This is a genomic window from Saccharopolyspora gloriosae (genome assembly GCF_022828475.1).
GTDB lineage: Bacteria > Actinomycetota > Actinomycetes > Mycobacteriales > Pseudonocardiaceae > Saccharopolyspora_C > Saccharopolyspora_C gloriosae_A.
Genome location: NZ_CP059557.1, coordinates 3101027 through 3126152, shown reverse-complemented (window position 1 = coordinate 3126152; position 25126 = coordinate 3101027). Strand labels below are relative to the sequence as shown.

The 25126-nt window shown below is 68.2% G+C and carries 20 protein-coding genes and 1 pseudogene; 9 read left to right on the top strand and 12 right to left on the bottom strand.

The window, feature by feature from the left end; translation table 11 throughout:
* Nucleotides 1-37 precede the first annotated feature (37 nt).
* The 3 genes and pseudogenes from H2Q94_RS13335 (at nucleotide 38) to mobF (ending at nucleotide 5295) form a co-directional block, all read left to right on the top strand.
* Nucleotides 38-184: a hypothetical protein gene (locus H2Q94_RS13335; RefSeq protein WP_243795048.1), complete on the top strand. Its 147-nt coding sequence runs from the start codon at nucleotides 38-40 to the stop codon at nucleotides 182-184.
* 121 nt (nucleotides 185-305) lie between these two features.
* The gene (locus H2Q94_RS13330) at nucleotides 306-653 is read left to right on the top strand and encodes a relaxase domain-containing protein (RefSeq protein WP_243795047.1); all 348 of its coding nucleotides are present in this window, start codon (nucleotides 306-308) and stop codon (nucleotides 651-653) included.
* Nucleotides 650-5295, top strand: a pseudogene (gene mobF, locus H2Q94_RS13320) (MobF family relaxase). The gene H2Q94_RS13330 and the pseudogene mobF overlap by 4 nt, the downstream one beginning before the upstream one ends.
* A gap of 508 nt (nucleotides 5296-5803) precedes the next feature.
* Here mobF and H2Q94_RS13310 read toward each other — a convergent pair.
* Nucleotides 5804-6988 carry an eCIS core domain-containing protein gene (locus H2Q94_RS13310; protein WP_243795046.1) on the bottom strand — a complete coding sequence of 395 codons (1185 nt, stop codon included), beginning with the start codon at nucleotides 6986-6988 and terminating at the stop codon, nucleotides 5804-5806.
* A 582-nt stretch (nucleotides 6989-7570) separates the two neighbouring features.
* Here H2Q94_RS13310 and H2Q94_RS13305 point away from each other — a divergent pair.
* Nucleotides 7571-8053, top strand: coding sequence for a hypothetical protein (locus H2Q94_RS13305; RefSeq protein ID WP_243795045.1), 483 nt, complete (start codon nucleotides 7571-7573; stop codon nucleotides 8051-8053).
* A 35-nt stretch (nucleotides 8054-8088) separates the two neighbouring features.
* On the opposite strand, the gene H2Q94_RS13300 is transcribed toward H2Q94_RS13305, so the two are convergent.
* The gene (locus H2Q94_RS13300; RefSeq protein ID WP_243795044.1) at nucleotides 8089-8439 is read right to left on the bottom strand and encodes a WhiB family transcriptional regulator; all 351 of its coding nucleotides are present in this window, start codon (nucleotides 8437-8439) and stop codon (nucleotides 8089-8091) included.
* A complete protein-coding gene (locus H2Q94_RS13295) occupies nucleotides 8436-9125 on the bottom strand; it encodes a GGDEF domain-containing protein (RefSeq protein ID WP_309501159.1) in 690 nt (229 codons plus the stop codon). The genes H2Q94_RS13300 and H2Q94_RS13295 overlap by 4 nt, the downstream gene beginning before the upstream one ends.
* A gap of 427 nt (nucleotides 9126-9552) precedes the next feature.
* On the opposite strand from H2Q94_RS13295, the gene H2Q94_RS13290 reads away from it, so the two are divergent.
* Entirely contained in the window at nucleotides 9553-9768 is a 216-nt protein-coding gene (locus H2Q94_RS13290; protein WP_243795043.1) for a hypothetical protein, read from the top strand.
* Here the strand turns inward: H2Q94_RS13290 and H2Q94_RS13285 are convergent.
* From H2Q94_RS13285 to H2Q94_RS13250, 8 genes are read right to left on the bottom strand one after another with little or no spacing between them, the layout of a single operon-like run.
* The gene (locus H2Q94_RS13285; RefSeq protein ID WP_243795042.1) at nucleotides 9738-11582 is read right to left on the bottom strand and encodes a type IV secretory system conjugative DNA transfer family protein; all 1845 of its coding nucleotides are present in this window, start codon (nucleotides 11580-11582) and stop codon (nucleotides 9738-9740) included. The genes H2Q94_RS13290 and H2Q94_RS13285 overlap by 31 nt on opposite strands.
* Nucleotides 11579-12646: a C40 family peptidase gene (locus tag H2Q94_RS13280; protein WP_243795041.1), complete on the bottom strand. Its 1068-nt coding sequence runs from the start codon at nucleotides 12644-12646 to the stop codon at nucleotides 11579-11581. Before H2Q94_RS13280 ends, H2Q94_RS13285 begins: the two co-directional genes overlap by 4 nt.
* Nucleotides 12646-14154 (bottom strand): type IV secretory system conjugative DNA transfer family protein, encoded by a 1509-nt coding sequence (locus H2Q94_RS13275; RefSeq protein WP_243795040.1) that lies wholly within the window; start codon nucleotides 14152-14154, stop codon nucleotides 12646-12648. Before H2Q94_RS13275 ends, H2Q94_RS13280 begins: the two co-directional genes overlap by 1 nt.
* Nucleotides 14154-15662, bottom strand: coding sequence for an SCO6880 family protein (locus tag H2Q94_RS13270; protein ID WP_243795039.1), 1509 nt, complete (start codon nucleotides 15660-15662; stop codon nucleotides 14154-14156). Before H2Q94_RS13270 ends, H2Q94_RS13275 begins: the two co-directional genes overlap by 1 nt.
* Nucleotides 15662-17026, bottom strand: coding sequence for a type IV secretion system protein (locus H2Q94_RS13265; protein WP_243795038.1), 1365 nt, complete (start codon nucleotides 17024-17026; stop codon nucleotides 15662-15664). Before H2Q94_RS13265 ends, H2Q94_RS13270 begins: the two co-directional genes overlap by 1 nt.
* Entirely contained in the window at nucleotides 17026-17841 is an 816-nt protein-coding gene (locus H2Q94_RS13260; protein WP_243795036.1) for a hypothetical protein, read from the bottom strand. The genes H2Q94_RS13265 and H2Q94_RS13260 overlap by 1 nt, the downstream gene beginning before the upstream one ends.
* On the bottom strand, nucleotides 17838-18140 hold the full coding sequence (locus tag H2Q94_RS13255; protein WP_184479682.1) for a hypothetical protein: 303 nt from the start codon (nucleotides 18138-18140) through the stop codon (nucleotides 17838-17840). The genes H2Q94_RS13260 and H2Q94_RS13255 overlap by 4 nt, the downstream gene beginning before the upstream one ends.
* Entirely contained in the window at nucleotides 18140-19285 is a 1146-nt protein-coding gene (locus H2Q94_RS13250) for a P-loop NTPase family protein (RefSeq protein WP_243795034.1), read from the bottom strand. The genes H2Q94_RS13255 and H2Q94_RS13250 overlap by 1 nt, the downstream gene beginning before the upstream one ends.
* Before the next feature lie 521 nt (nucleotides 19286-19806).
* Between H2Q94_RS13250 and H2Q94_RS13245 the strand changes: the two genes are divergently transcribed.
* The 4 genes from H2Q94_RS13245 to H2Q94_RS13230 all read left to right on the top strand — a co-directional run bounded on the left by H2Q94_RS13245 (nucleotide 19807) and on the right by H2Q94_RS13230 (nucleotide 22833).
* Nucleotides 19807-20229, top strand: coding sequence for a helix-turn-helix domain-containing protein (locus H2Q94_RS13245; protein WP_243795033.1), 423 nt, complete (start codon nucleotides 19807-19809; stop codon nucleotides 20227-20229).
* Between the two features lie 80 nt (nucleotides 20230-20309).
* A complete protein-coding gene (locus H2Q94_RS13240; RefSeq protein WP_243795031.1) occupies nucleotides 20310-21134 on the top strand; it encodes an alpha/beta hydrolase in 825 nt (274 codons plus the stop codon).
* Nucleotides 21131-21679, top strand: coding sequence for a hypothetical protein (locus H2Q94_RS13235; RefSeq protein ID WP_243795029.1), 549 nt, complete (start codon nucleotides 21131-21133; stop codon nucleotides 21677-21679). Before H2Q94_RS13240 ends, H2Q94_RS13235 begins: the two co-directional genes overlap by 4 nt.
* The gene (locus H2Q94_RS13230; protein ID WP_243795027.1) at nucleotides 21679-22833 is read left to right on the top strand and encodes an MAB_1171c family putative transporter; all 1155 of its coding nucleotides are present in this window, start codon (nucleotides 21679-21681) and stop codon (nucleotides 22831-22833) included. The genes H2Q94_RS13235 and H2Q94_RS13230 overlap by 1 nt, the downstream gene beginning before the upstream one ends.
* Before the next feature lie 507 nt (nucleotides 22834-23340).
* Here the strand turns inward: H2Q94_RS13230 and H2Q94_RS13225 are convergent.
* Nucleotides 23341-25044, bottom strand: coding sequence for a DEAD/DEAH box helicase family protein (locus H2Q94_RS13225; RefSeq protein WP_243795025.1), 1704 nt, complete (start codon nucleotides 25042-25044; stop codon nucleotides 23341-23343).
* Nucleotides 25045-25126: the final 82 nt, after the last annotated feature.

Here is a 25126-nt window from a genome sequence, read left to right as displayed (position 1 = left end):
TGATAGCAACTCATATGGATGCAATCGAGGTGTTGCGATGTTGATGAACCAGGGCGAGACCGCGCTGATCAACTCCCCGCCGCGGCGCTGGCTGCAGCGCTACTACGAGGATGTTCCGCAAGCCCCAGAACCGGAACAGGTGATCCACCGCAACCTGAGGAAGCAGAGAATTCGCGACAATTGAATACGAGATTCCGCCAGTCTCCCAGGTGCTGAATCGATTGCGGTCACTCGGGAATCGCGGGCGAACCCGCAAGCATGGAGCGCACCGCTTCGTCGTCGACCATGCCTGCACGGGTGCCGCCATGATGGGAATTCGCAAGATCACGCCGGGAGGTCATGAGTACCTCGTCGGCAGGGTCGCGTGCGGTGATCGGGACATGGACGTCGGCGAAACCCTCGCGGACTACTACTTCCGGCACGGCTACCCGCCCGGGCAGTGGTTCGGGGCAGGCGCTGCCGCACTGGGCATGACCGGCGAAGTCGAAGCGGCGCAGATGCAGGCACTGTTCGGCGAAGGCCGGCACCCCGACGCCAACGGCATCGAAACCCGGCTGCTGGCGGCAGGTGCGAACCCGCAGGACGCGTTGCAGGCCACCAAACTCGGCAACCGGTTCCCCGCTTCGGCGGTGTCGACGACCTGCGCACGATGATCCGCGAGGCCTACGCGGCCTACAACCGGGTCCGCGGTCGGGAACCTGGCGCGCCCATCAGCGAGGCCGATCGGGCGCGCATCCGCCACGACGTGCAGATCCGGGCCTTCACCGACGCTCATGGCGCCCCGCCCGCCAGCAACGACGAGTTCGAGGCATGGCGCGCGGAACAACGGCGAGTGCTGAAGAACGCGACCGCCGGTTACGAGCTGGTGTTCGCACCACCCAAGTCGGTCAGCGTCGCTTGGGGCCTGGGCGATACGGCAACGAGTGAACGCATCGTCGACGTGCATAGGCAAGCGGTGCGCGACACGCTCGGCTACCTGGAGTGCAATGCCGCGTTCACGCGCAAAGGCGCGGGCGGCATCGCTCAGCACGACACCCGCGGGATCGCGGCGACGCTGTTCGAGCACTGGGATTCCCGCGCCGCCGACCCGCACTTGCACACCCACGTGCCGGTCAGCACGAAAGTTCAGTCCGCTGTGGACGGCAAGTGGACTTCGATGGACGGGCGCACGCTACTGGCCGCAGCGGTGACGCTCAGCGAATTCTACAACTCCCGAATCCGCGACCTGCTGCGCGAGCAGGGTGCGCAGTTCAGCATGCGCCCGCACCACGGCATCGACCTCAAACGCCCGGTGTGGGAACTCGACGGAGTCGGCTCGGAGCTGTTGGAAGGGTTCTCCCAGCGCGCCGCCGCGGTCGAGCGGGAACGGGCCCGTGGCATCGTCGCCTTCCGCCGCGAACACGGGCGAGAACCGAATTCGAAGCAGCTGCTGGAGATCGGGCGCCGCGCCCAGTACGCCACGCGGCAGGCCAAGCCCGCCGAGTCGCTCCCCCTCGCACAGCACGTGGCGCGGTGGCGCCGAGAAGCCGCAGCGACCGCGGGGACGGCAGCGGTGTCACGCATCGGCGAGCGCGTGTTCGGAGCGCGCCCAACCCCCGCGAAGGAGCGTTCGCTCGAAGAGCTGGCGGTGGCCACGTTGACGACCGTCTCCGAGCACTACAGCCACTTCAACCGGTGGAACCTGCTCGCCGAGGCGCACCGCCAATCCGCTGGTGTAGCCGTGCGCGGCGAAGAGCGTGAAGGCCTCATCGATCGGATCGTGGACGCGGTGCTCGCCGCGCCGGACACGGTCGCGCTGCAAGCACCGTCGTTGGTGGAGGAGCCGGAATCGCTGCGCCGCGCCAGCGGAGAGAGCGTGTTCACCGAACACGGCGCCGAACGCTTCACCACCCACCAGACGCTGCGCGAAGAAGCGGCGTTGGCCGAATGGGGACGGCGTCGGGACGGTCACCGGCTCACCGCACACACCGTTGAGGCTGCGCTGACGGACGCGAAGCTCAACAGCGGTCAGCAAGCCGCGGTGCGCGGCTTCGCCACTTCGGGACGGCGGGTGCAGCTGCTCGTCGCCCCTGCCGGGACAGGCAAGACCACCACCATGAAGGTGTTCGCCGACGCCTGGCGCTCCGCAGGTGGCCAGGTGTACGCCTTCGGCCCTCCGCGCGAGCCGCGCAAGAGCTCGGCCACTCCATCGGCGCCCGCCCGCACACGCTGCACCAGGTCACCACCGCGCTGGACCGGGGCAACGCGCACCGCCGCTTCGCGTTCACCCGAGGCGACGTCCTCGTCATCGACGAAGCAGCGATGGCCGGAACCCACACCCTGCACACCGTGGTGAGCTACGCGCTGGGCCGCGGCGCGGACGTGCGCATGGTCGGCGACCACCGCCAACTCTCCGCCGTCGAAGCCGGCGGCGCCATGCGGTGGTTCGCGCACCAGAACGCCGAATCAGTTCTCAAACTCCACGAAGTGGTGCGCTTCCACGATCGCGCCCAAGCACAGGCGTCGCTGCTGCTGCACGCCGCGGACCCGAGCGGGCTGGACTACTACTTCGACCACGAGCGGGTGCAGGACGGCTCGCTGGAGACGATGCGCGACGCCGCGCACCGGGCATGGCGCGCCGACCTGGACGCCGGGCTCCAGTCGCTGCTGATCGTGCCGAGCAACGACGACGTCGTCGACCTCAACGTGCAAGCCCGCGAACTGCGCCTGGCCCGCGGCCACGTCAACGACGAACGTTCCGTACGGCTGCACGACGGCACCACCGCCAGCGCAGGAGACTGGATAGTCACCCGGCACAACGACCGGTTGAAAACCCTGTTTCGCGGCACCGACTTCGTCAAGAACGGCGACACCTGGACCGTGCAACGCGTGCACGACAACGGGTCGCTCGTGTTGCGCCACCAGGCCACCGGAGGCTCGGTGCGCCTGCCCGCCGAGTACGTGCGCGAACACGTCGAACTCGCCTACGCCGCCACCGTCAACCGCGTGCAGGGCATGACCTCCGAGCACACCGCCCACAGCGTCATCACCCGCGGGACCTCCCGCGAACAGCTCTACACGATGGTCACCCGCGCCCGCGGGCAGAACCGGCTGTGGGTCGAAACCCACGAGCACACCCTCGACTCCCACCACGAAACGCCGCTGGAACGCACCGCACGCGGAGTCCTCGAAAACGCGCTGCAACGCTCCTCGGCGGAAACATCCGCGTCCGAAGAACTCCGGGACTCCCTCGGCTCCGAGGAGTCGCTGCGCACCCTCGTCGCCCGCCACACCCACGTCGCCGACCTCGGTCGCGCCGAACGCATCGACGCCGTGCTCACCGAGCACGTCCCTGAACTGCTCGACCTCGATGGAGCCGGAGCGCTGCGCCAACAACTGCGCAGCGCCGAACACCTCGGATGGCAAGCCGACCGCCTCGTCCCAGACCTCGCCACCGGGCTCGCCGACGCCGACAACCCGACCGCACTGCTCACCTGGCGTATCCGCGACCTGGTCGCCCACCACCAGCCGCCCGCGCGCACCACCACGCCGACTGCCGAGCAGATGTCCCGATGGCGCAGCACCATCGAACGCCACGACCACACCACCGCACCCGAAGAACCCGAGTGGAACCGGGTGTGGGAACGCGCCGCCGCAGCGGCCGCCGAAGGACTGGACGCCGACGCCGCGATCCGAAGCGCCACACACGCGCTCAACACCCGACCCGCCACCGACCCGGCACCGGCTTCGACGGTGGCGGCTGAAGTCGTCGCGGCAGCCTGCGCCGAACAATGCGGGCACCGGCCGGTTCCCTGCCTCGCCCACGCCGACTTCCGCAGTCTCTCCGCCGACGAGGCCGACTATCTACACCGGCTCCAGCTAGCCATCACCGACCGCGTGACGGAACTACGCCAGACCACGGTCGCCGAACCGCCGCGCTGGGCAGCAGGACTCGGCCCTCGACCGGACGAACCACGAGCCGCGCTCCGCTGGGAGGAACTGCTCGGCCACGCCGCCGCCTACCGCGAGACCTACGACATCGACGCCACCGACCCGGCTAGCCCGCTTGGCGAACCACCCGGAGGACAGAACCTGCGCGCGCACGCATGGCGCCACATCGTCGACCGCTGGATGCCTGAAGCACACCCCGACACGGATCGCCGCGACCCGACCGACCGGCTGCGCGAGGAGTTCGGCGAACCCTTCATGGCCACGCTCACCGCAACCGACCCCACCACCGAGCACCGCACCGAACAGCCCCTCTCCGACACCGTGCACCGCCGCGAACAACTCGTGCGTTCCCTACTCGACCAGGCAGCCCGCGAAGCGCTGGCCATCCACGCCCCGACCGCACTCGGCACCCCCGCAGAAGAAGCACTACTGCGCACCCTCAACGACGCCACCCGCGCAGGCTGGCAACCACACCGACTACTCCCCCGGCTCAACGAACTCGACGACGCCCTCGACCCCGCAGCTCTGCTCGCCTGGCGCATCCACCGCCACGTCGACGGACGCGAACCGCCCGCGCCCACCGCCGAACCGACCACCGACCAAATCGAGCACTGGAAAGGCCTGATCCAGCACACCGAACAACCTGACTGGAGCAGCTGGAGCACCGTCTGGCGCCACGCGGCAGCCGCTTCCGCAGCCGGCCTCGACACCGACCGCGCGCTCACCGACACCACCCACGCGCTCCACTCGCGGACCGAACTCAACCCGCGCGAAGTCACGCAACGCCTCGTCGACCACCTCGCCGACCAACGCGCCACCGGACTCGGACACCAACCTGCCCTGCCGTGGATGAGCTCACTCCCACCCGACATCGACACCGGCCAACTCGACGACCTCGACCACGCCATCCACGGACGCCTCACCGAACTCCGCGAAGCCACCACCGCCAACCCGCCCCGCTGGGCGGCGAACCTCGGACCCCGACCCGACGGCCCCCACGCCGCCGAGCAATGGGCCGAACTCCTCACCCGCACCGCCGCCTACCGCGAAACCTACGGCGTCCGCACGGACCACCCCGACCTACCGCTCGGTCCCCAACCCCACGGTGACAACACCCGCACCCAGAACTGGCACACCCTCAACAGCCATTGGAGGCTCCCGATGAACCCCGAGCACCCCGAGCACACCCAGCGCCGCCTCAACAACCTCCGCGAGAACCTCATCGATGCCCAGGACGACCGCCGGGACGATCGGACCGATCAGCGCGAACATCTCAGCGACGAGCACGACCGCCGCCACGCTGAGGAAGAGCACCACCACACGCAGGACCACGGCAGAGGCAGTGGCCTGAGCCACGGCGCATAGGAGCCGATCGGGCATCGACCAGAAGAACGCGGCGAGGGCCGCGATCCGGACGTGGTCAACAAGGCGCCGAGTCTGGCGGTCGTCCCACGTTCGCCGGGGCTTTCTTCGCTGAGCGAGGTCGGCACGCCATCCTCCGAGCCAACCTCGACGAAGCCTTCACCCGCCGTCTCGACGCCATAGCCGACTTCCTCCTCCCAGATCCCACGCAACGCCAAGCCCTCTGGGACCGCTGTCTCGGCGCCGCCCTCCCCCGGTCCGAAGACCTCGACCTCAACTTCTGTGCAGAACGCTTCGAGCTAGTCGGCGGTTCCATCAGATCCTTCGCCATCACCGCCGCCTACCTCGCCGCCGAACCAGGCCGGCCGGTGGGCAGGGCCGAACTGATCACAGCGGTGCGGCAGGAGTACACGAAGCTGGGCCAGCTGATCCTGGATTCGCAGTTCGGAGAGTGGACGGCGAGGAGCTGATTTCCCGTACGAAGCCAGATCACCCGCAATCAGTCTCATCATCAAGAGTCTGCGTTCAACGCATCGATATCCTTCTTGGACAGATCCCTGCTGACAGTGATGCCCGGATGCGCCTCCAAAACATCTAATGCCTTTTCCGACGCCTTCTTCCCGCCTTGCACTTTACCGTGGTAGATCCCTCGCACGATGAGATCAATCTTGAACTTGTAGGCCCGACCGCCTGCAGAGAGGCCATTCGTCGCCAAGTTCAGGATTGCCTCGGTGCATCCCTTGCCTGTCGCCGGAAGCCCGTCACGCACTTCGGACGTGCAAGGCGATTTGGTGACCGAGAAGACGATCTGATTAGGGCGGTTCTTGGCCGACGAGAATCTGTCGAGGTTGGCCCGCAGCCCGCCGATCAGAAGATCCTCCGCATGCATGGCGTCCTCTTCCTGGGACGCGGAGACATTCGTAGCACTCAGGAGGTCGACTTCCCGGCCGAACTCATCGGTATATATCAGCGAAGCATGGGTCTGGCGCTTCTTACCCTTGTCCTCTTCTCCATTTTCGTCAACGCCGAACCACTCCTCGTTCGTCATCTGGCGATCTCGAGGCCCTGGAGAGGACCTTGCTCGCTGCAAAGAACCCTGCAGCGGCTGCGAAGCAGCCTTGCCCGAAACCGGGGTTCTATGCGATGACGCCATCACGCGCTTCGCGTTCTGCTCCGCTTCTCTCTCGAAGCGGTCCGATGGGTCGGAGGTCTTCAGTCCGCTGCCGTTGTCCGTGCCTGCAACGGGACCGGAACGCTGTTGGATGACGTGGGTGAGTTCGTGGGCGAGAATGTGGTTGTCCGTGCCGCCTTCGCCGATGACAATGTGGTTTCCGGAGGTGTAGGCGCGGGCACCGATTTCGGATGCCGAGCGTTGCGCCGTGCTCCCGGTATGCACGCGGACGTCGGAGAAGTCCGCGCCGAGGCGGGCCGCCATGCCGGTCCGCACGGGCTCATCGAGTGGACGTCCTGGTGATCGCAGGACTCTATGCACGGCGGATCTCTGCACCTCCTCCGGCTCATCGCCGAGCATCCGTGCAACGGCCGCGTTCCCCAAGGTCCGCTGCAGGTGCAGGATGTGTGCTGCGGAGCTGGAGAGTCCCGCCGGCTGTGATCCCGCGGCTTCGGTCTCCACTGGTCGAGCTTGCGGTGCCTGCTTCGACGTTTCCGCTTCATCGTGGCCGTGCTGCTCGCGCATCAGGTCTCCTCATGACATAGTCGGCCACCAGTGGTACTCCGCGCCGTGGAACAGTGGGAAGGACCAGAAGGGCAGATCCCCGGGCAGTCACCGTCAAACACTCCGCAGAAGTTGCAGCCCACCTCCGGAAAGACACGGAGCGGTTGCCCGGGGAGGCAGTGCTATTGCCTTCGGCGGAGGGCGGGAGGATAGGTTCGCGCGCGGCGTGCGGGAGAAGGGTTGCGGGTACGCCACGTCTCAGCCGAAGGAGCGCACATGCCGTCGTGCCTGTTCCCTGGCATGTACGTCGAGGAGTTCTAGAACGGGGCCAGATCCATCGAAGGACAGGCACCGCTGTTGCCGCCTGTCGGCTTCGCACCTCAGGGGCTGCTCCACCAGCCGACGCTGGTGACGAATTGGAACCAGTCCGCGTACGGTGAGATTTCCCAAAAAAGCCCCACTTGTTGGTAACTTTTTAGCCAGCGCATGCCATTGAAGGATGCCAACCAAGGAGGACGCGAGCTCAGCGCATTCTCCCGAAACCACCGAATGAGGAACTTCCATCTGTTCTGCGTTGAAGTGTTCGGCAGCTAGCATGGAACGGTGACGGAACCGCTGACCATCTCGGGAACCGTCGAGGCGAGCTATCACCAGTTCTTCCTGCTCGACGGTGAAACCTACCCCGAAGACGTCGAAAGCCTGCCTTCGCAAGATCACAGCCTCGTCACCACTGCGTCCGGCATCGTCCTTATCAATACCGGTATCCACACTGGGCCGGTCCGGCTGGTGGTGGAGCACTGGCAAAGTGCTCCACCACCAGTGACACACACCTGGGAAGACGTCGTGGAGACCTCACTGCACGCGCCACAGGGTGATCTGCGGGTGGCCGGACTGATGCGGGAGCCTTCACGCGAACTCCGGACCCCAATTCGGATCGAGAGCACGCTGTGCCGTGTCCGGGTGCACGCCAGTGGACGCGATACAGCTTTCGATCTCGCCGTCTCGGACGCCGTGGAGGACTATCTCCTGCAGCTCTGGGAAACCGACATCGACGAGCCCGCTGTTGCTCTTGGTAGCGACCAGTAAAGCCGCGATCTGTTGAGCCGAGCTCCCACCCGCTGTTACGGAGTTCCTTTCCCACTGACGAGCACAGCACGCAGGGCGTCAGGGTTGGGCGGTGGGTCGTGTCGGGGTACGAGTCCGGCGGCTCTCCAGCGGGCGAGGATGCGGGCTCGTTCTCCGGGAGTGGTGGCGCCGCGGATGCCGTGTTGTTCGTTGTGCGGGCGCAGGAGTTCGTCGATGAGGCAGTCGGTGAGCACGGGGCAGGTTCGGCAGATCGCTTTGGCGTTCTCGCGACGGCGGTGGGCGTCGCTGCCGGATTCGCGGACGTCGTCCTCGCCGAACCACAGGCGGTGGTCGGTTCCGGCACAGGCTGCTTCGCGTTCCCAGGAACGGGCGTCGTGGATCTTCACGGAGTTCTCCCGAAGTGTGGTTGGGGGCCGTGGTCCCGGACGCGTTCGAGCGGCGTGGAGCAGTGGGCGGTTGGTGGGTCGGCGTGCAGCAGCGGGTCGTGGCGGCACCAGCCGGATCGGAAGAGCTTCGCCTCGTACATCGCGCGATCCGCTGCGGTGACCGCTTCGCGCAGCAGCACCGGTCGGCTCGGCAAGTCCCGCAGCAGCACCAGTCCTGTCGAGCAGCCGACGTGAACGCCGCGCTCGCCGACCGGCAGGGGCGCGGTGATGACGTCGAGGAGTTCGTCGGCCGCTGTACCGATTTCTCCGGGGTTCCAGTTAGCGAGGAAGACGAACTCGTCACCGCCGAGTCGAGCGAACACGGAATCTGCTGGCAGCACGCCGCGAACTCGCCGCGCCACGGCGCGCAGCACGTGGTCACCGCTGGCGTGGCCGAAGGTGTCGTTGATCTGTTTGAAGCCGTCGAGGTCGAGCAGGCCGCACACGGTGCTGCGGTGCAGTGCTTCGGGGGCGGTGCTTTCCCAGCCGGATCTGGTGAGCAGTCCGGTGACCGGGTCGCGGTGGGCGATGCGGAGTTGGCGGGTGCGGTGGTGCAGGCGGTGGGCGGCTTGCGCCCAGCCGACTCCAGCGGCCACGGCCCCGGCGCCCGCCGCTGCGGTGCAGGTTTGGCGCATCCAAGGTTTCATTCCGTTTCCTCCCCGATGAGATGGCGTCCTGTTCTGCCGCGACCGCGGCGAAGCGGGTGGGTCGGCAGCGGGCGCCGACCGGGCGGTGGCGTCCGTCGAAGCAGTGCGAATGGGTCCAGTCGCTCAACCGCGCGGCGAAGCCCGGCCGGGTCTGCTGCAACCAGAGCTGGGCGTCTCGGACGTTGGCAGTCGTGCCGATGTTGGCTCGGCGCCACGAGTACGCGAGCACGGCGACTTCCTGGGCCAAGCCGGGATGTTCGGTCCAGCACGGCGGAATCGCTCTCGCCGACGAACCGGGTGTTCCGAGGAAAGTGGCGTTGTACCAGCCGACGAAATTGCGCACCGTCCACAGCGGAGTGTGCTCATCGTCCCGGTGCCGACGGTCTTCTGCGGCGGCCGGTGGCGCGAACAAGACCCATGACGCGGGTTGGTCGTGCTTGTTCTCCTCTTCGGCCGGTTCGTCGGGTGCGCCGGTTTCCAGGGTTTCGATGCGTCCGCGCAGCGCGGCGAGTTTTGCCGTGAGGCTGCCGACGATCTCGGTCAGCGCCTCGATCGCGGCTTCGGCACCGTCGTCGTGCCGCGGACGGTTCCGGGGCACGAACTCGTCGTCGTTCACCGTGCCTCCACCACCTTCGCGGCGTAGCCGCCGGCGTCGATCGCCGCCGTGCCCGCTCTGACGGCTTGCTGGTCGGCTCTCAGCTGCGTCCAGTCGGGGCGTTTCCGCACATCAACGGTGCGGGCGAGGATGGGACGCAGGTGCCGGTGGAAGATGAGCACCCGACCGCGCGGCAGGGTTCGGACCGCACCGGGTCGATAGGTGGGCACGTCCTCGGTGCCCACGGAGGTGCGGCCGAAGCCGAACAGCCCGTCGGATTGCTGCTGGTAGCGCTTGCGCTCGTGATGAGCGGCCAAGGTCGAGACCAGCTCCAGGGTTTTGGGGTCTTTGATGCCTCCCCAGAACGTCAGCGTCGTGGTGTTGTCCAGCAGCTGGCGTCGGCCAGACTCGCCGTAGAGGTCTTCGAGGTGCGCCATCGACTGCGCGGCCCAGTGGATCAGCACGCCACGGCCCGCGGAGTCGGCGAGGATCTCCGGAAGCTTCGGGATCGGAGTCGCGTCGTAAAGCTCGTCGAGGTCGTTCGTCGCCGGTGGATCCAAGCGCCGGTGGGGATAGCTCAACGCCATTTCCTGTTCTGTGGTGAGGATGTCCTCCACGAGTGCGGTCAGCACCGGACGGACTTGCGCGGCCTGGTGCTTGTCGGCGACGAGGAACAGCGATCCCTGGTTGGCCACGAACGACGCGGCGTCGAACTCCTCCCCTGCCGCCGGGGAGCACAGCTCCCGCAGCTGCGGGTCCAGCCAGGGTTCGATCACCCTGCGCACCGACAGCCACACCGCATCGGAGGTTTCCGCGACCATGCCGATCTCGGCTTTCAGGTTGTCGGCCAGCTCGGGGAAACCGTGCTTGCGCAGCAGCTCGACCGGCTCCTGGTCCGGAGGTTTCGTGATCGACCAGGCGACCAGGTCGCCGACTCCGCGCTGCTCGTGGGCCGCGGCGATCAGGTAGGCCTGCACCACCGATTTGGCCCTCTCTCGGAACACTTTGTCGTTACCGCCAACGTCGCTCAGGCCGACCGCGGAGGCGTCCACCAGCGTTTCCGCGCGGCGGCGCGCGACGGCGAAGTCGCGGCAACCGGGGATCGGAGACGGCTGGATCCGAGCCGGCCAGTGGACCTTGCCCGTCGTGTCGAAGACGTACACCGGCCCGGCCCCCGGCCGCCGCGAGCGCGCCAGCGCGGCGAATTCCACGAGGTCCGGTTTCGTGGACGAGCAGACCAGCGCGCCTGGTGCGGCGAGCGCCTTGTGTACGACATCGGTTCGGCTCTTGCCGCTCTGGGTGGGGGCGAACGCGCCTGTCGGGTTCTCCAAGGGCGTGCCCAGCACCTGCCCGTGCGGCCCGCGGTGCAGCGGCGCGGCGACCTGCTCCAGCGGTGCTGACCGCCGCTGATCTGCGCTGAGCCCGGGACGGGTCCACTCCGCGGTGCGGCGCGCGGCGTGCAAGGACAGCTCGCGGCGGATCTCCATCCGGCTGGCGTGACCGAGCTCGGTGGGACCGAAACGGGACCAGGCCGCCATCCCCACTGGCACGACGACCGCCGCACCGACCGCGAGGGAACCGAGTGCGAACGTCCAGTACAGCTGAACCCGGCCAGCCAACGCGCCCGCCCACGGCTCGCCGAGCGCGGCGCCCGGGTCCGTCGGCTGTCCGAGGACGGACATGGCTGCCGGGAGCCAGCCGCCGTAGTTAGGCAGTCGCCACGGCCCGCCGACGAACGCCGTGGCAGCTGCGCCGGCGAGCACGAGCACCCCAGCGAGTGCGAGCACTCCGCTGGACGCGACCACGAGGAGTCCGACCAACACGAGGTCTCGGTCGACCGTCGGAGAGGAGGTGCGGTTCATGCGTTCGCTCCCCTCGGTTCGGAGACGCGACGGATCGCCACGACCTGCGGCTCCCAGGCGTCGAGCTGTTCGAGCACGACTCCGGTGCCCTCGTCGTAGGCGTTGACGATCAGCCCGTACCCGGCGTACATGCCGACGTGGCGCGGGTTGCTCGGTGAGCCCAGCGAGCCGGGGATAAACACGAGGTCTCCCGGTGCGAGCTGTCCCAGCGCGGCGACTGCGCGGCCGTCGTGGATCTGGCTGGTGGTGCCCGCCGAGATCGGGACTCCGGCGTGCGCCCACGCCGCCTGCATCAGGCCGGAGCAGTCGAAGGCGTCCGGGCCTTTCGCGCCGAAGACGTAGGGCTTCCCGAGCTGGGCGAGTGCGTACTGCACCGCCGCGCGCTGGTTCGGCTCCGCCGGAAGCCGGTAGCCCGGTGGAAGCTGCTGCGGGTCGAGCGGAGTGCTCGCGCCACCCGGATCACCGCAGACCGCTGCCTGCGCTGCGGGCGCCGCACCGTTGGCTGGCGGCGGGTTGTCGGGCCCGCGCCAGAAGCGGTTCATCAGCTCACCGGCGGAGGCTTCCTGCGGGGCATAGCGCTCCGGGTAGGCCGATGCCTGCACGGTCTGCTGCGCCACACCCGGCGGAAGCCTCCACCAGCCCTCCAGCGCGATGAGATGGTCGAGGAAGGCGTTGGTGGCATAGGCCGGGTCGCTGACCTGCTCGGCGCTGCCCCATCCTTGGCTGGGTCGCTGCTGGAACAGGCCGAGCGAATCGCGATCCCCGTAGGGCACGTTGATCAGGTTCGATTCGACGATCGCAGTCGAGAGCGCGAGAACAGCCGCCCGTTGCGGGAGGCGGCGCTGCTCGACGATGCCGGTGATGGTCTGGGCGTGGGTGAGTTGTTCCCCGGTCCACTGGCGGTCGCCGACCTGTCCACCCCCGGCCGGGTCGCCGCCGGTACCGCATCCGGCGGTCGCGGCACCGGCCACGGCGAGCAGGGCGACGCCGAGGACGAGTCCGGGCGTGCCGATCAGGTAGACGAGCCCGGCGGCGAGCGCCCAGGCCGCGCGGGATCCCGACATCAGCGGCCCCCGTTCGCACGCAGCTGGGCGTTGGTGTCGAAGAGTGCTTTCTCCACACTGCTGAGCACCGTCTGGATCTTGAAACCAGCTTGGTTTTCCAGCTTCCACAACGCGCGGCCTTGCCGTTCCATGCACCAGCCGGTCGTGACGTGCTGCTCCGGTTCCCCCAGCCCGAGGTCCTCGGCTAGGTCGTCGGCGACCCGGGTGGACTGTCCGAACAGGATTCTCGTGCTGCACAACGCGAGCAGGTCCTGAGCGATGGCGACTTCCTGCGAGCCGGTGTTGCCGACCGAGAGGAAGTCCGAGGGCTTGTGCCCCACCAGGATCTGGATCTTCCGCTCGGTGCGCGACAGCCGCAGGTCCGAATCGACGGCCTGCACCGCCTTCACGCCGAGTCGCATCTGCCGCCACACCTCGTCGCGCACAACGATGCGAATCTGGCCGTCCTCCTGCAGGTCCGTGATCAGCGACGACCACGAGCCGAGCACCGTCAGCGCCACCGCCACGGCCTGATCACCACGCGACCGCAACTGCGAGAGGTCCATCGACTGGATCGGCGCGGCCCAGTCGAGTGCGAAATTGGTGGGCTCGTCGAACAACCCGGCCAACGGGCCAGAGATCAGGTTGCCGAGCGCGTCAGTAATAGGGCGCAAGGTGTCGAGGAACTGGCGCTCGTCGGCGAACCGCCCCCGAGCGATCAACGCGTGGTCCGGATGCGCCAAGGCGTGGTGGACTGCGGGGACAGTGACCTGGCGCAGTCGGGTGTAGCCATCCTCCGCCCCGACCAGGCGCCGGAGCACGTGCGAGAGCACGGCCTCATCGCTGACCGTGGCCGTATAGCCCTGCGCTTCAGCGAGGGCGACGAGGAGCTTCGTCCACCGCCCGAGGACTCCGTCGAGCTCGTCGCGCTGACGAGCCACCGACCATGAATCCCACCTCGAGGTGATCGGCCCGAGGTCCAGGGCGTTGAGCCGCGCCGGCGAACCCCTGCCGAGCGCGATCGGCTCGATCCCCAACGCGCGGACCAAGGGGCTGTACTCGCCCTTCACGTCGCCGGAGATCAAAGTGCGGGTGCCGAACAGCATCATCCGCAGTAGCAATGCGACCACTGTGGACGATTTGCCGCGCCCGGGTTCGCCGAACACCACCAGGTTCGGGTTGGTGACCAGTCCCCCGAGGACCCAGTCGATCGGGCTGCAGTGGAACGCGCCACCGCTGAGCGTGTCGTAACCGATGCGAGCACCCATCGCGGGGTTCTGATTCGCCGCCAGCAACGGGAACAACCCGCCGATCTCGTGAGTAGCGGCTAGATAGGTCGTCAACGGCGCCTCCGCCGCCGACCACCCCCGGCCCGGCATCGCATGTCCCCTGCGTGGGGCACGAGTGCGGTTGATCCGCCGCGTCCGCGGAGTCTTCGGCTCTAGAGTCGCCTCCCTGCGCGACGGCGCGGTGGGGACGGCGGCGAACTGGGTGAGCAGTTGCGCGGTCGTGCGGTCGGATTCGCGCATCAGAGCAGACCTCCTCGGGAGCGGGGCAGTCCGATGCCCAGTGGCACGCAGGCGGCGACGAAACCGGAGTCCTGGGCCAGATCCAGTCGCAGCAGCCGGAACCGACCGGCCGAGTCGTTCTCCAGTCGAGCGGCATGGTCTTCGACCTGCCACGTCGCGGGCACCGTCACCGCGGCGGCCACCGAGTAGCGCACCAGGCTGTGCCCGGCGGCCACCGCCCGTTCCTGAGCCTGGGCTCCACCGGCCGCGCGTTCCTCGACCGCCGATGCGGAGAATCCCTTGTGTGCCTTGAAATCACGCAGCACACCCGTGCGGAACCGGATGCTCTGCACTTCGCGTCCCGCTCGCCGCGAGTCCAGCACCTCGTAGTGAATCGCCACGCAGCGCCGCTCGCCTGCGGTACGCACGGCCAGCAACGGGGAAAGGCTGCCGAAGACCGTGCCCGCATCGGGCATCAGCACCGAGTAGGACACCGTGGAGTAGGCGTCGTGGTCGTAGCGGCGCAGCGACGGTGACGGCGCCGCGACCGGGCCAGCGGCGGCCTTGGGCAGCCCGCCCTCCGCTGCGCCGGTCAGGTGCGCGGCGCGCAGCACCGCGCTGGAATCCGGGTTGAACGAGGTCCGCACCGCCTCCGCCAGGTCCGAGCCCGAGAGCCAGGTGACCGAGGTCGCGCCCATCGCCTTGAGCGGGTCCTCCAAGCCATCGAGAACTCGGTAGAGCACCCGAGCACGGCCGTGCACCCCACCACCCGCGGCCGCCGCCGGCTTCCGCAGCGCGTCCTCGGTGCCGGAGACCGTGACGAACACTTCGTGCCGGACTCCGGCGTTGCCGATCGTGCGATCCAGCTCGTCGGCCACGCGGCGAGCGAGCTCCGGCGCGTCGGCGACCTCGTGCTCGCGGCGCCACACCTCGTGCTCGGTCCCGTCATCGGGCACTGTGCGCACCAACAGCGACAGCCGGTCGACGACATCACGGTGCCCGATGGACAGCAGCAGGTTCCCCAACCGGGCGGCGAGGCGCTCGCACTGCTCCGTCGAGAGCAGCCCGACGCCGGAGTGCGTCAGCCGCGCCGACGCGCCCCACCGGCCATCGCCGGTGTCGTGGATGAGGCACACCCGGCCCTGGTCGCGCAGCGGCGGCCCATCCGGCAGCTCGACCCGCTGCAACACGCCCGGCAGATCCGGCTCGTCCGGATCGACCGGGTGCCCCGCTGCCGCGGCAGACTGCCACCGCGACCAGCCGGTGGCCATGCCGAGCTGGTGCAGCAACAGGTGCCCCAGCCATCGCAGCGCCGGACGTCCCCGAACCGGCACCACCACCAGGACCGCGACACCTCCGCACCCGGCGAGCAGCATCAACGCGTCCAGGAAGTGCCCCGTCGAGACCGCCCACAGCACGGGAACGGACAAGACCAGACAGGTCACCGCTTGTACCGGGGTGAGGCCCATGATCCAGCCGGCGCGTTCGCGCCGCGCCAGGCCTCGGTAGATCCGCACGTTGCCGCTCATCAGACGATCACCCCTGGTTCCACGTCTCCACCTGCGGTGCTGCCACCGCCATTGCTGTTGGGGCCGCCCCCTCGGGGGCCGTCGCCATCGGGCGGTTCCCAGTCGGAGCCGGTGGCGGGAGGCTCTGGTGGCGGCGGGTCCTCATCGCCACCGGCTCCGGTGAACTGGGGACCGATCCCGTCGCTGCTCGTGATCGACCCGCGGTTGGCGGCAGGGGGCTGAGCCGAGTCGGAATCGGCGTCGGCTCGCGGGTCGTCCTGCGCGTCCGACCGTTCCGCGTCCGGATCGAGCGGCTGATCCGCCGAGCCGGTTGCTCCGCCAGTGCTGCCGATGCCGTGGGCATTCATTGCGCCGTCGCTGAAATCCGACCAGGCCGCGTCGAACCGCCCGGCAGACGCGTCTTCCTGCGCCGACCCACCCGAACCACCGTCACCGAACCCGGCCATGGCGGTGGCGGCTTTCGTGACCGGGCTGTTCATGCCGTAGGAGTCGATGCCCGTCGACGACGACAACGCGTCCCGGAACACGCCGCCTGCATCGGTGTTCGGGTCGACGAACGCGAACAACCGGAACAGCACCAGCGGGCTGAACACGCTCAGCACCAGCACGCCGATCCCCGCGAGCAACGCGGACAAACCCTCCGCACCTGCGACCAGGCCGATGCCCAACACCAGCGCAAGCGCGAGCACCGGTTTCATCGCGATGCACGACAGCAGCCACCGCACCGTCGTCCAGAACCAGCGCTTGGTGACGTTGGCCAGCAGTCCGGCCGCGGTGATCGGGATGGTCGCGACCAACAGGTAGATCGCCGCTTCGCGGAACAACATCTCCAGCAGGTAGCCGACCGCTGCGGGCAGAACCCCGATCAACGCGCACAGCCCGAGCACGACAGCCTTGATGCCTTCGCCCGTGCCACCGGCGAACTGGGTGCTCTCCAGAGCTTCTTGGAAGTTCGCCGCCTGCAAACCTGCCTGCAGGATGCCTTGGGTGAGCCCGTCGGCGGCGGCGAGGAACGTACCGACCATGCCGACGGTGACCGCCAACGCGACGCCGTACTGCAACGGGCCGGTGGTCAACCGCACGATCCCCCGTCCGCCGCGCAGCGAGGTCATGGTGAGCTGCCAGAAGAACAACCCCAGCGCGAGCACCCCGGAGATCCACAACATCATCGGCCACAGCACCCCGACCGGACCGTCGTGCGGATTCACCTCGAACACGGAGAAGCGGTCGGCGAGCGCGAACGCCTCCCGCAACAGGTCGAGGCTGCCGTCCCACAACGCCCGCATCGCGGACTCGAACGCGGACGCGGCGAACTCGGCGATCTCCGACCCGAGGGAGTCACCGATGTCGTCGAACGGCCACATCAGCCCTCCCGCAGTTCTCGGTAGCCGACCGACACGGCGTCCTCGCTGCCCGGCCACGCGCTCGGCGCTGGAGCGGCCAGCGGCATCGCTGCGATCCGCCAGCGGTGCCCGTTCCAGCGCAGCGCCTGGCAGTCGCCGATGCCGGCGGTGACGGTCTGGCCGCGTTGGTCCACGGAGAACTGGCCGAGCACGCACGCCACCACGAGCCGGCCACCTTCGGCGATGCCTTTGATCTGCCCGTGCGTGGGTTGGAAGTCGGCGAGCATCTTGGGAACCGGGCCGGTCGGTGGCATGCCCGCCGAGGTCCGCAGCGACTGCAGCAGCGAGTGCAGACCGGTCTCGGTAGCGCTCGGTGCTCCCGGTTCGGAGAGCTCGGTGAATCCGCGGGCGTAGAGATCCGGATCGGCACTGCGCAGCGCAGCCTCGTCCAACGCGGCGAGCTGGGCGACTGCGCCGCTCGCGGTTCCCGGAACACCGCCAGGAATCCAGCTACCCCGCACCGGATGGGTCGGCGGAAGGGTGATCGGAGGTACGGCCGAACCGGTGCTCAGCGGCTGCGGCCGCACGGCTTGCGGCGGCAGCACCGGCATCGGCCGAGTCACCAGCTCCAGGACACCGGGCTCAACGCCCCCAAGGTCGGCCGGTGCTGCAGCGACCGGCTCGCGGGATTCCGCCGTGTTCGGGTCGGAGGTGGTCGCGCGGGCCACGATCAACGCCACGAGCATGACCACCAGGGCCAGCGTTCCGAGCACCACGGCGGCGAGCCCGACCCCAGCCCTGCGCCGTTCCCGCGCTTCGCTGCGCGGGGCACTCATGCCCCACCTCCGGCGAAGTGGTTGATCAGCGGGTACCCCACCGCGTAGAGCAGGCCGCCTGCGACGCCGCAGAGCATCATGACGACGCCGACCTTGCCCGCGCGGTGGTGATCGACCCATCGGCCACCGGCCCACACAGCCAGGCCCGCGAAGAACCCGATGAGCAGGGCGATCTGCGCGCCCCACTTGAACACCCCCGCGACCTCGGTGATCTTGTCCGCACCCGGCGGCGGCGCGGGTGCCGGGTTCGGAAGCTGCGACAGCACGGGGACCACTGCATCGAATCCGATGTGGAGCATCAGCGGATCACCTTTCGGGAGAAGGATTTCCCGGCCGCGTGAGCCGGGCCAGGAAGCAGGCGCAGGTGCTGCAGCAGCGGAATCGCCGCATCGCGCAACCGCGCAGGAGTGACTTCGGCGGTGATCCCGCCGAGCGCTACGGACGAGTCGTGCGGCAGGAACACCGCGTTCTCCAGCAGCACCGAGGTGCGCCGCCCCGCCGCGCCCGCGACTCCCGCAGGCCACTTCCGCGCACCCAGCACGACCAGCTGCGCAGGAGGGACGATCGTCCCGGTCTGGTTCCAGGCATCCAGCCGAGCCAGCACCTGCTCGGCGTGCAACAACGACGGCCTGCTCGCCCGGCACACCAACACCGGCCGCGGCACCGGCTCCCCGACGCGAAGCCACGCCCCCGCACCGGCCAGCGGATGCGCCGCCACCCGCCACGGGTCGTGTCCGATGTCGACGATCGTCGCCTGCACCGACCGAGCCGCCGCAGCGAAGAACCGCGACGGCGGAACCATCCCCGGTGTCACGATCGGCAACGACGTCTCGATCCGCGCCAGCACCGCGTGCGCCCGCCACGAAGCCCGGATCCGCACGGCAGGGTGCGGGCCGTCGAACACCGGCCCGTCCGAACGGGCAGCCGCAGCCAGCCCCGAGCGCACCGGATCCGCGGTGTCCACCAGCAAGACCCGCCGCCCCGCCAGCTGCAACGCATCAGCGAGCACGGCCGCCACCACCGACGCACCAGCCCCCGGCGACGCCGCCAGCACCGGAACCACCGAACCGAAACTGGACCAGTCCGCGCCGCCGAGAGCACCCGGCGGAAGCCCCTGCCGTTGCACCGCTGCCGCTGCCTGCCCGGTCGCGGCAGCCGTGCGGAACGCGACATCGTCATCACCCGGCTCGTTCGCCCCCGACTCGGCTGCCGCTGCAAGCCGACCGGCTTCAACGGCACCGACGACATCTGGCGTCGGCAGGTCACCGCGCATCGCGGCCGCGGCACCGGCCAGCCGCCGGTCACGGGCGATCAGGCCGTCTTCGACACCGGCTTCCTTCCGGAGTGCTGCGGTACACGGCTGCCGTCTTCCCGACGAGGCTCGGCCGCCTGGTGGCGCTGCGGGAGCGGACGGAATGTCCGGCTGCTGCTGAAATGAGGGCATCACGATTTCTCCGACATTCGTTTGGCGTGTGAACTGCGAAAACCTGGACAGGTCAGGACATGCGGGTTCGGCGCCCGAAGACCATGTGGCTCGGGTCGGTGCTTTCGGTTCAGCCGTTCTGACGGCGTGCGGCATCGCGCCGCGCCGAGAGGTGCTGCGGGTCGATGAAGTTCGAGATCGCCACCCGGCTCTTCGGCCTCGGTGACCGAGACGGTGATGCCCGTTCAGGGCCAGGGACTCAGTTGTCCCACCGACTCATGCATCGGCGGAGGTGTTCGTGGATCACTGCGCTCCGTGGTCGTCGCGTTCCACGAACCCAGTGGCGTCCCCGGCCGGTCGTCGTGATGCCCGGTGTGTGACCGAACGGTGAGCATCGCGCCAACCGGTGGATCTTCTCCACTGATTTCCGCTATAGTGGAACGGACGATGCCAACGTAACCCGGCCGACCGGGAGCGTCAACTGTAGTGGTTTCTTGATGTTGTGATTCCGCTATAGTGGACCCAGGGAGTGGGTGGTCGACATGGCCGACAAGACCGACATGAGCTTCGCCGCACGTCTGCGGAGGCTGTTCGACAGCGTCACGAAGGAAGGCGGCGAGAAGTACACCGCGACCGAGGTGGCCGCCGAGATCACCGCCCGCGGCAAGGTCAAGGTGTCCAAGACCTACCTCTACGACCTGCTCAACGGACACAAGACCTCACCGAGCTGGCAACTCGTGCAAGCCCTGGCGGACTTCTTCGAAGTCCAGCTCGACTACTTCTCCGACAACGACCGCGCCCACGACCTCAACCGCCAGTACGAGGCGCTGGCCGTGCTCGGCGAAGCCGGCGCCCAACGCATCGCCGCCCGCGCCAGCGAACTCTCCCCCGACGCCCTCGAAAGCGTCATGCGCTTCATCGAATTCCAAGCCGACCAGAGCAGGAAACAACACCCGGAAGGGTGAGCACACCTCATTGGCATCACCAGGACGAGCGGGAGACGGTAAGCAGCGGAACAGGACTTGACCGTAAAGCGGGGTGCCGGTTGCACACGGATGGCTTCGTCGAGATCGACGGCGGCAAGCTGTACTACGAGCTCCGCGGTCAAGGACCGCCGGTCCTGCTCATCCAGGGTGGGCTCAGCGAAGCCAGCGCCACCACGCAGCTCGCCGACTGCTTGGTCGCCGCAGGGCAGCAGGTGATCACCTACGACCGGCGCGGCCTCTCCCGCAGCCTGACCACCAGCACTGAACCGCCGGTGACCATGCAGCTGCACGCCCGCGACGCCGCCATTCTGCTCGCGGCGGTCTCGGACGGCCCGGCCCGGGTCATCGGCCCGAGCATCGGCGCCGTGATCGGCCTCCACCTCGCCGTCGACGTCCCCGAACAGGTCGCACTCCTGGTCGCCCACGAGCCGCCGATGTCATGCCTGGTTCGCGATCCCGAGCAGGAAGCCGGACTCGACGCCGTTACCGACATCGCAGCGCGCGGTGATGTCATCGGCGCGATCCAACACTTCGTCGCCCTAGGCGGAGAACGCAACGACGAACCCGAGCAAGATGCCAAATCACCCGAACTGGTCGGGGATCCGCGCGCCAACCTGCGCCGCTTCTTCGACCACGACTTCCCCGCCGTGCGGGCTGCGGAACTCACCCCTGACGACCTGATTTCCGCAGCATCCCGAACCCGAATCGTCCCTACTAGCGGCGAACGCTCGCGAGGACAATGGGAGCATCGCTGCGCTCAACGGCTCGCGGCACTGCTCGACCGGCCTCTCGTTGAACTTCCGGGCGGGCACAACGGGTTCGTCAGCCATCCCAGCGGCAACGCAACCACACTGCTGGAGCTGTTCGGCGAGGCCGCTCAATGAGGCGCCGCCGCGGGCTCAGTGCCTGGCGCAGCGAGCTCGAACTACGGCGCTCGGTCCGGGATCTGCTCCGTGAACTGGACCTGCACCCACCGCTGGACGTAACGCGACTTTGCGACGAACTCGGACAGCGCCGCAACCGGCCGATCCGGCTCGTGCCGTGGCCGCTTCCCGCGCCCGGTGCGTTCGGGCTGTGGATCGCCACCGCGGACACGGACTGGATCCTCTACCAGCGCGACACCACGACGGGGCACCAGGAACACATCATCTTGCACGAGGTCGGCCACCTCATCAGCGGTCACGCTTCCAACGAGGCCGACGACGACATCTGGACCCAGCTCTTCCCCGACATCCCGCCCGAGATCGTGCGCCGCGCACTGCGCCGCGACGGCTACGCCCCCGCCGCCGAGCACGAAGCCGAGATGGTCGCCACCGTCATCAAAGAATGGGCCGAACTCCTGCACAGGCTGGAAGCGCCACCGGACCGCACCAGCGACGCCTCCACCCGGATCGGCCGCGCCTTCGACGACCACCAGGGCTGGCTCTGATGCTGGTACCGAACCTGCTGATGTGGGCAGCCGCAGCGATCGCGGCACTGTGGAAGCTCTCCCAGATAGCACGGGCACCCCGCGACAAAGGCCTGCACGCGGTCACGATCTGCACGGTCCTCGTCGTGCTCGCGCTGACCGCCCAACTGGCCGGCCACCTACCAACCTTCGCCGCAGCACTTCCGGCAGGTTTCCCGAAACTGGCGCAGAACACCCTGCTGACCGTGTTCTTCGCCCTACTGATCGTACTGCTGCACGGCAGCGTCTCACCGCAGCTCGCCGCCCGCCGCGGCTACCGCGAAATCGGGCTCGCCCTGCTGACCTCCGCCGTGCTCACCGCGACCTTCGCCCGCACCGAACCCGACGACCGCACCGGCTACGAAGACGCCGCCGCGCCCGACATGCTCGCCTTCTACCTAGCAGGCAACCTCTACCTCGCCTACGCCTGCGCCCGCGGCGCACACCTCGCCAAAACCACCGCCGAGCACACCCGCTCCCGCGCACGCCTCAGCCTCCACATCGCCGCCGCAGGCCTGCTGATCAACCTCATCGGAACGCACCTGCCCCGAGCGATCTCCACCGCCAGCCGCCTCTTCCTCGGAATCGACCCGATCCCCGGCACCGCAACCTGGACCACCCCGATCCTGGCCATCGGCATCACCACGTTCTTCCTCGGAATCGGCTACCCCGGAGCCCGGACCGCACTGATCAAAACCCGCCTGTGGTTCGAAGCCCGCCGCACCTACCGCCGACTCCGCCCGCTCTGGTCCGCCCTCACCGACCGCTTCCCCACCATCGCCCTATTTCCCAAAGTCTCCCCCGCCCGCGAACGCCGACACCTGCGCGCCATGCGCCTACGCACCTACCGCCGCATCATCGAAATCCGCGACGGCCTCGTCTGCCTCAGCCCCTACCTCCCCGAACCCGCAGACGCCAACCACTCCCCTGCACAGCAAGCCCAACTCATCCACACCGCGCTACGACGCAGCACCACCGACACGCCACCTCGAGCGCCCAGCATCATCGCCCCACCCGGCTCCACCGACGCGGACGCCGACACCCGCCAACTCCTCGCCATCGCCGCCGCATTCGCCAGGTTTGAGTCCACATCGGACACCGATAAAGGCGGCCGTGAACAGAACACGGCTTCGTAGCTAAACCTTGTGACACCGAACGCAAGCTAGATCGATGCCCAACCAGCACGGCTGGTCCTCCTGACATGGAGGTCAAGGGTCTATCGCTTGAACGGCGTTTCCGGCGGGTAGGCGTACTTGCCGCCCGCGCGCACCAAGTCGTGCGAGCCCTGTTCTACGCCCCTTTCCAGTCCCGTGCGGTCCGGCGGCGCGGTTCAGTCGTTCGTCGCGCGCGAGGAGGAGGCATGCGCCGTGCAGCAATGAGGACCGGCTCGAAGAGCCGGTGACAGGGACTGCGTCACCGAGGTCGGTTGACCTGGCTTTTCAAAGATCATCGCGAGCGGCGTCACGTGGAGATCGAGTGTAAACGCTTACTGAATCTTACCCGATCCGCACAGTACTTTGAACTGCGGAAACACGATGCGAGCGGCTAGGCCTGGCTGTACCCGAACTGCACCGCTCGCGCGGCCTGAGCACGACCACGCGCTCGCGGCGATGATCGCGCTCAGCTCTACTGGACTACCAGGGTCACTCATTCCAGTCCCGGAACCCGAGCGCCACTCTGGGTGCCAGCACGACCGGGATGTACAGCTTCTCGCAAATCGCGGTGGCAGCTTCGACTTCCCGTGGACTGACCGGTCCGCCCGGCTGTTCAAGCGCCCTCGCCGAACTGAACCACGGCGCATCCAGACCGAGCAGTTCGTAGCGCGGATTGCTCGGTGCGTCGAGATCTTTCGGCACGAATTCGGCGCTCTCCCGGTCGTCGACCGGCAGGATCGTGTTCGCCAGCGCCGCGGCGAACGCCTCGCACAGCACCGGGTGGTCCGGAACGAGGATGTTCGCCGGCAGCGGGGTGTTGCGCTCGCGTTCGGCCACGGTGACGCGCATGGCGCGCGCCATCATCTGCGAGATGAACAGCGGTGCGGTCACGTTGGTGGCGTAGGCGATGGTGGAGACCTGCGGGCAGTCGAACCCTTCGGTGATCATTCGGACGGCGACGATCCCGCAGGACCGGTTCTCCTGAGCGGCGAGTCGCAAGGTGTCCAGTGCACCGGGTTCGTCGGAGGTGACGAGCCGCGCGAAGCTCCGGCCGGTGACCCGGTTCAACGCCAGGGCCGCGGACCGGGCGGCTTCTTGGGTGGGTGCGACGAACAGCAGCTTCAACGGCTCCGCGTATTCGATGGCCCGCAGCTGGTTCTCGAGCAGCCGCACCGCTTCCGCTGCGAACCCGCGCAGCCATTCACCCGAGGTGCAGGCTTGCAGCAGCACCGAGTTGCGCGGCGACTCCTCCAAGTCGGCGATGTCGGCGTGGACCTCGCGCTGCGCGACCACGTCGACGAACCGGGCTCGGCCGCCGTACGCGTAGAGGTCCGGCGGACGCAGGTGCTCATGGATGAGTTCGCGTGCCAGCACGGAGTAGTCCGCGACGGCCTGGAGTTTCGGCACCTCTCCGGTGTGGACCTGTTCGTACCGAACGGTGGAGATGCGCCGTTTCGGGCTGGAGCGGAACAAGGTCCCGGTCATGTTCAGCACCGCCTCGGCCCGGAGGTCGTTTCCGGTGACGTCACCGATCATGCTCTGCACCGCGAGTCCCCAGGAGGCGTCGGTCGCCACGTGGTGCACCTCGTCGAGGACGACGAGCGTGCGACGGCGGGCCTGTTGCATCTCGTGCAGCGGGGCGGCACCGGGCAATGACTGGTAGCTGACGATCGCCCCGACCTTGCCGGTGTGTTCGATCGCCCCGTCCACCGGTTCGGAATCCACGTGGATGCGGAGCAAGGCGAGTTCCTTGCGCCATTGGCGCACCAGTGCCTTGTTCGGCACGACCACCACCATGCGCTCCACGTATCCGGCATCGCGGAGAATCTTGAACAAGACCCCTGCGCAGATGGTCTTCCCGGCACCGGGAGCCGCGTGCAAGGTAGCGACCCCGTCTTGGAACAACGTTTCCGAGATCGTGCGCAGCGCCTCGCACTGCCACTCGCGCAAGATCAGGTTCGGGACCGAATCCGCATCCAGTCCCCCGAGACCGAGGTTGCAGCGCGCGCACCACGCTTGCATGTTCTCGATCTCCGTGGCTCCACCGTTGCGATTCGCCGCCAAGTGGGCGTTCTGATAAGCGGGACCCAATTCGGCGCCGCAGCGCTGGCAGCGGCCGTCGGCGCGTTCGTACACCAGCTGCCGTTCACGTGGTGACAGCCGTCGTCTGGAATCGTGGCCGTAGTCCTTCATGGCCGTACTTCTTTCTGCACCTGACCAGGGCGCCCCTCATCCACGGTCGAGCTGCGGAGAGGGGCACCCGGTCATTCAGGTT

What these genes read in the sequence shown, in the direction of transcription:
- H2Q94_RS13335 (WP_243795048.1), top strand. Translation starts at nt 38, where the DNA reads ATGTTGATGAACCAGGGCGAGACCGCGCTGATCAACTCCCCGCCGCGG.
- H2Q94_RS13330 (WP_243795047.1), top strand. Translation starts at nt 306, where the DNA reads ATGATGGGAATTCGCAAGATCACGCCGGGAGGTCATGAGTACCTCGTC.
- H2Q94_RS13310 (WP_243795046.1), bottom strand. Translation starts at nt 6,988, where the DNA reads ATGCGCGAGCAGCACGGCCACGATGAAGCGGAAACGTCGAAGCAGGCA.
- H2Q94_RS13295 (WP_309501159.1), bottom strand. Translation starts at nt 9,125, where the DNA reads ATGAAACCTTGGATGCGCCAAACCTGCACCGCAGCGGCGGGCGCCGGG.
- H2Q94_RS13285 (WP_243795042.1), bottom strand. Translation starts at nt 11,582, where the DNA reads ATGAACCGCACCTCCTCTCCGACGGTCGACCGAGACCTCGTGTTGGTC.
- H2Q94_RS13280 (WP_243795041.1), bottom strand. Translation starts at nt 12,646, where the DNA reads ATGTCGGGATCCCGCGCGGCCTGGGCGCTCGCCGCCGGGCTCGTCTAC.
- H2Q94_RS13275 (WP_243795040.1), bottom strand. Translation starts at nt 14,154, where the DNA reads ATGCGCGAATCCGACCGCACGACCGCGCAACTGCTCACCCAGTTCGCC.
- H2Q94_RS13270 (WP_243795039.1), bottom strand. Translation starts at nt 15,662, where the DNA reads ATGAGCGGCAACGTGCGGATCTACCGAGGCCTGGCGCGGCGCGAACGC.
- H2Q94_RS13265 (WP_243795038.1), bottom strand. Translation starts at nt 17,026, where the DNA reads ATGTGGCCGTTCGACGACATCGGTGACTCCCTCGGGTCGGAGATCGCC.
- H2Q94_RS13260 (WP_243795036.1), bottom strand. Translation starts at nt 17,841, where the DNA reads ATGAGTGCCCCGCGCAGCGAAGCGCGGGAACGGCGCAGGGCTGGGGTC.
- H2Q94_RS13255 (WP_184479682.1), bottom strand. Translation starts at nt 18,140, where the DNA reads ATGCTCCACATCGGATTCGATGCAGTGGTCCCCGTGCTGTCGCAGCTT.
- H2Q94_RS13250 (WP_243795034.1), bottom strand. Translation starts at nt 19,285, where the DNA reads ATGCCCTCATTTCAGCAGCAGCCGGACATTCCGTCCGCTCCCGCAGCG.
- H2Q94_RS13245 (WP_243795033.1), top strand. Translation starts at nt 19,807, where the DNA reads ATGGCCGACAAGACCGACATGAGCTTCGCCGCACGTCTGCGGAGGCTG.
- H2Q94_RS13235 (WP_243795029.1), top strand. Translation starts at nt 21,131, where the DNA reads ATGAGGCGCCGCCGCGGGCTCAGTGCCTGGCGCAGCGAGCTCGAACTA.
- H2Q94_RS13230 (WP_243795027.1), top strand. Translation starts at nt 21,679, where the DNA reads ATGCTGGTACCGAACCTGCTGATGTGGGCAGCCGCAGCGATCGCGGCA.
- H2Q94_RS13225 (WP_243795025.1), bottom strand. Translation starts at nt 25,044, where the DNA reads ATGAAGGACTACGGCCACGATTCCAGACGACGGCTGTCACCACGTGAA.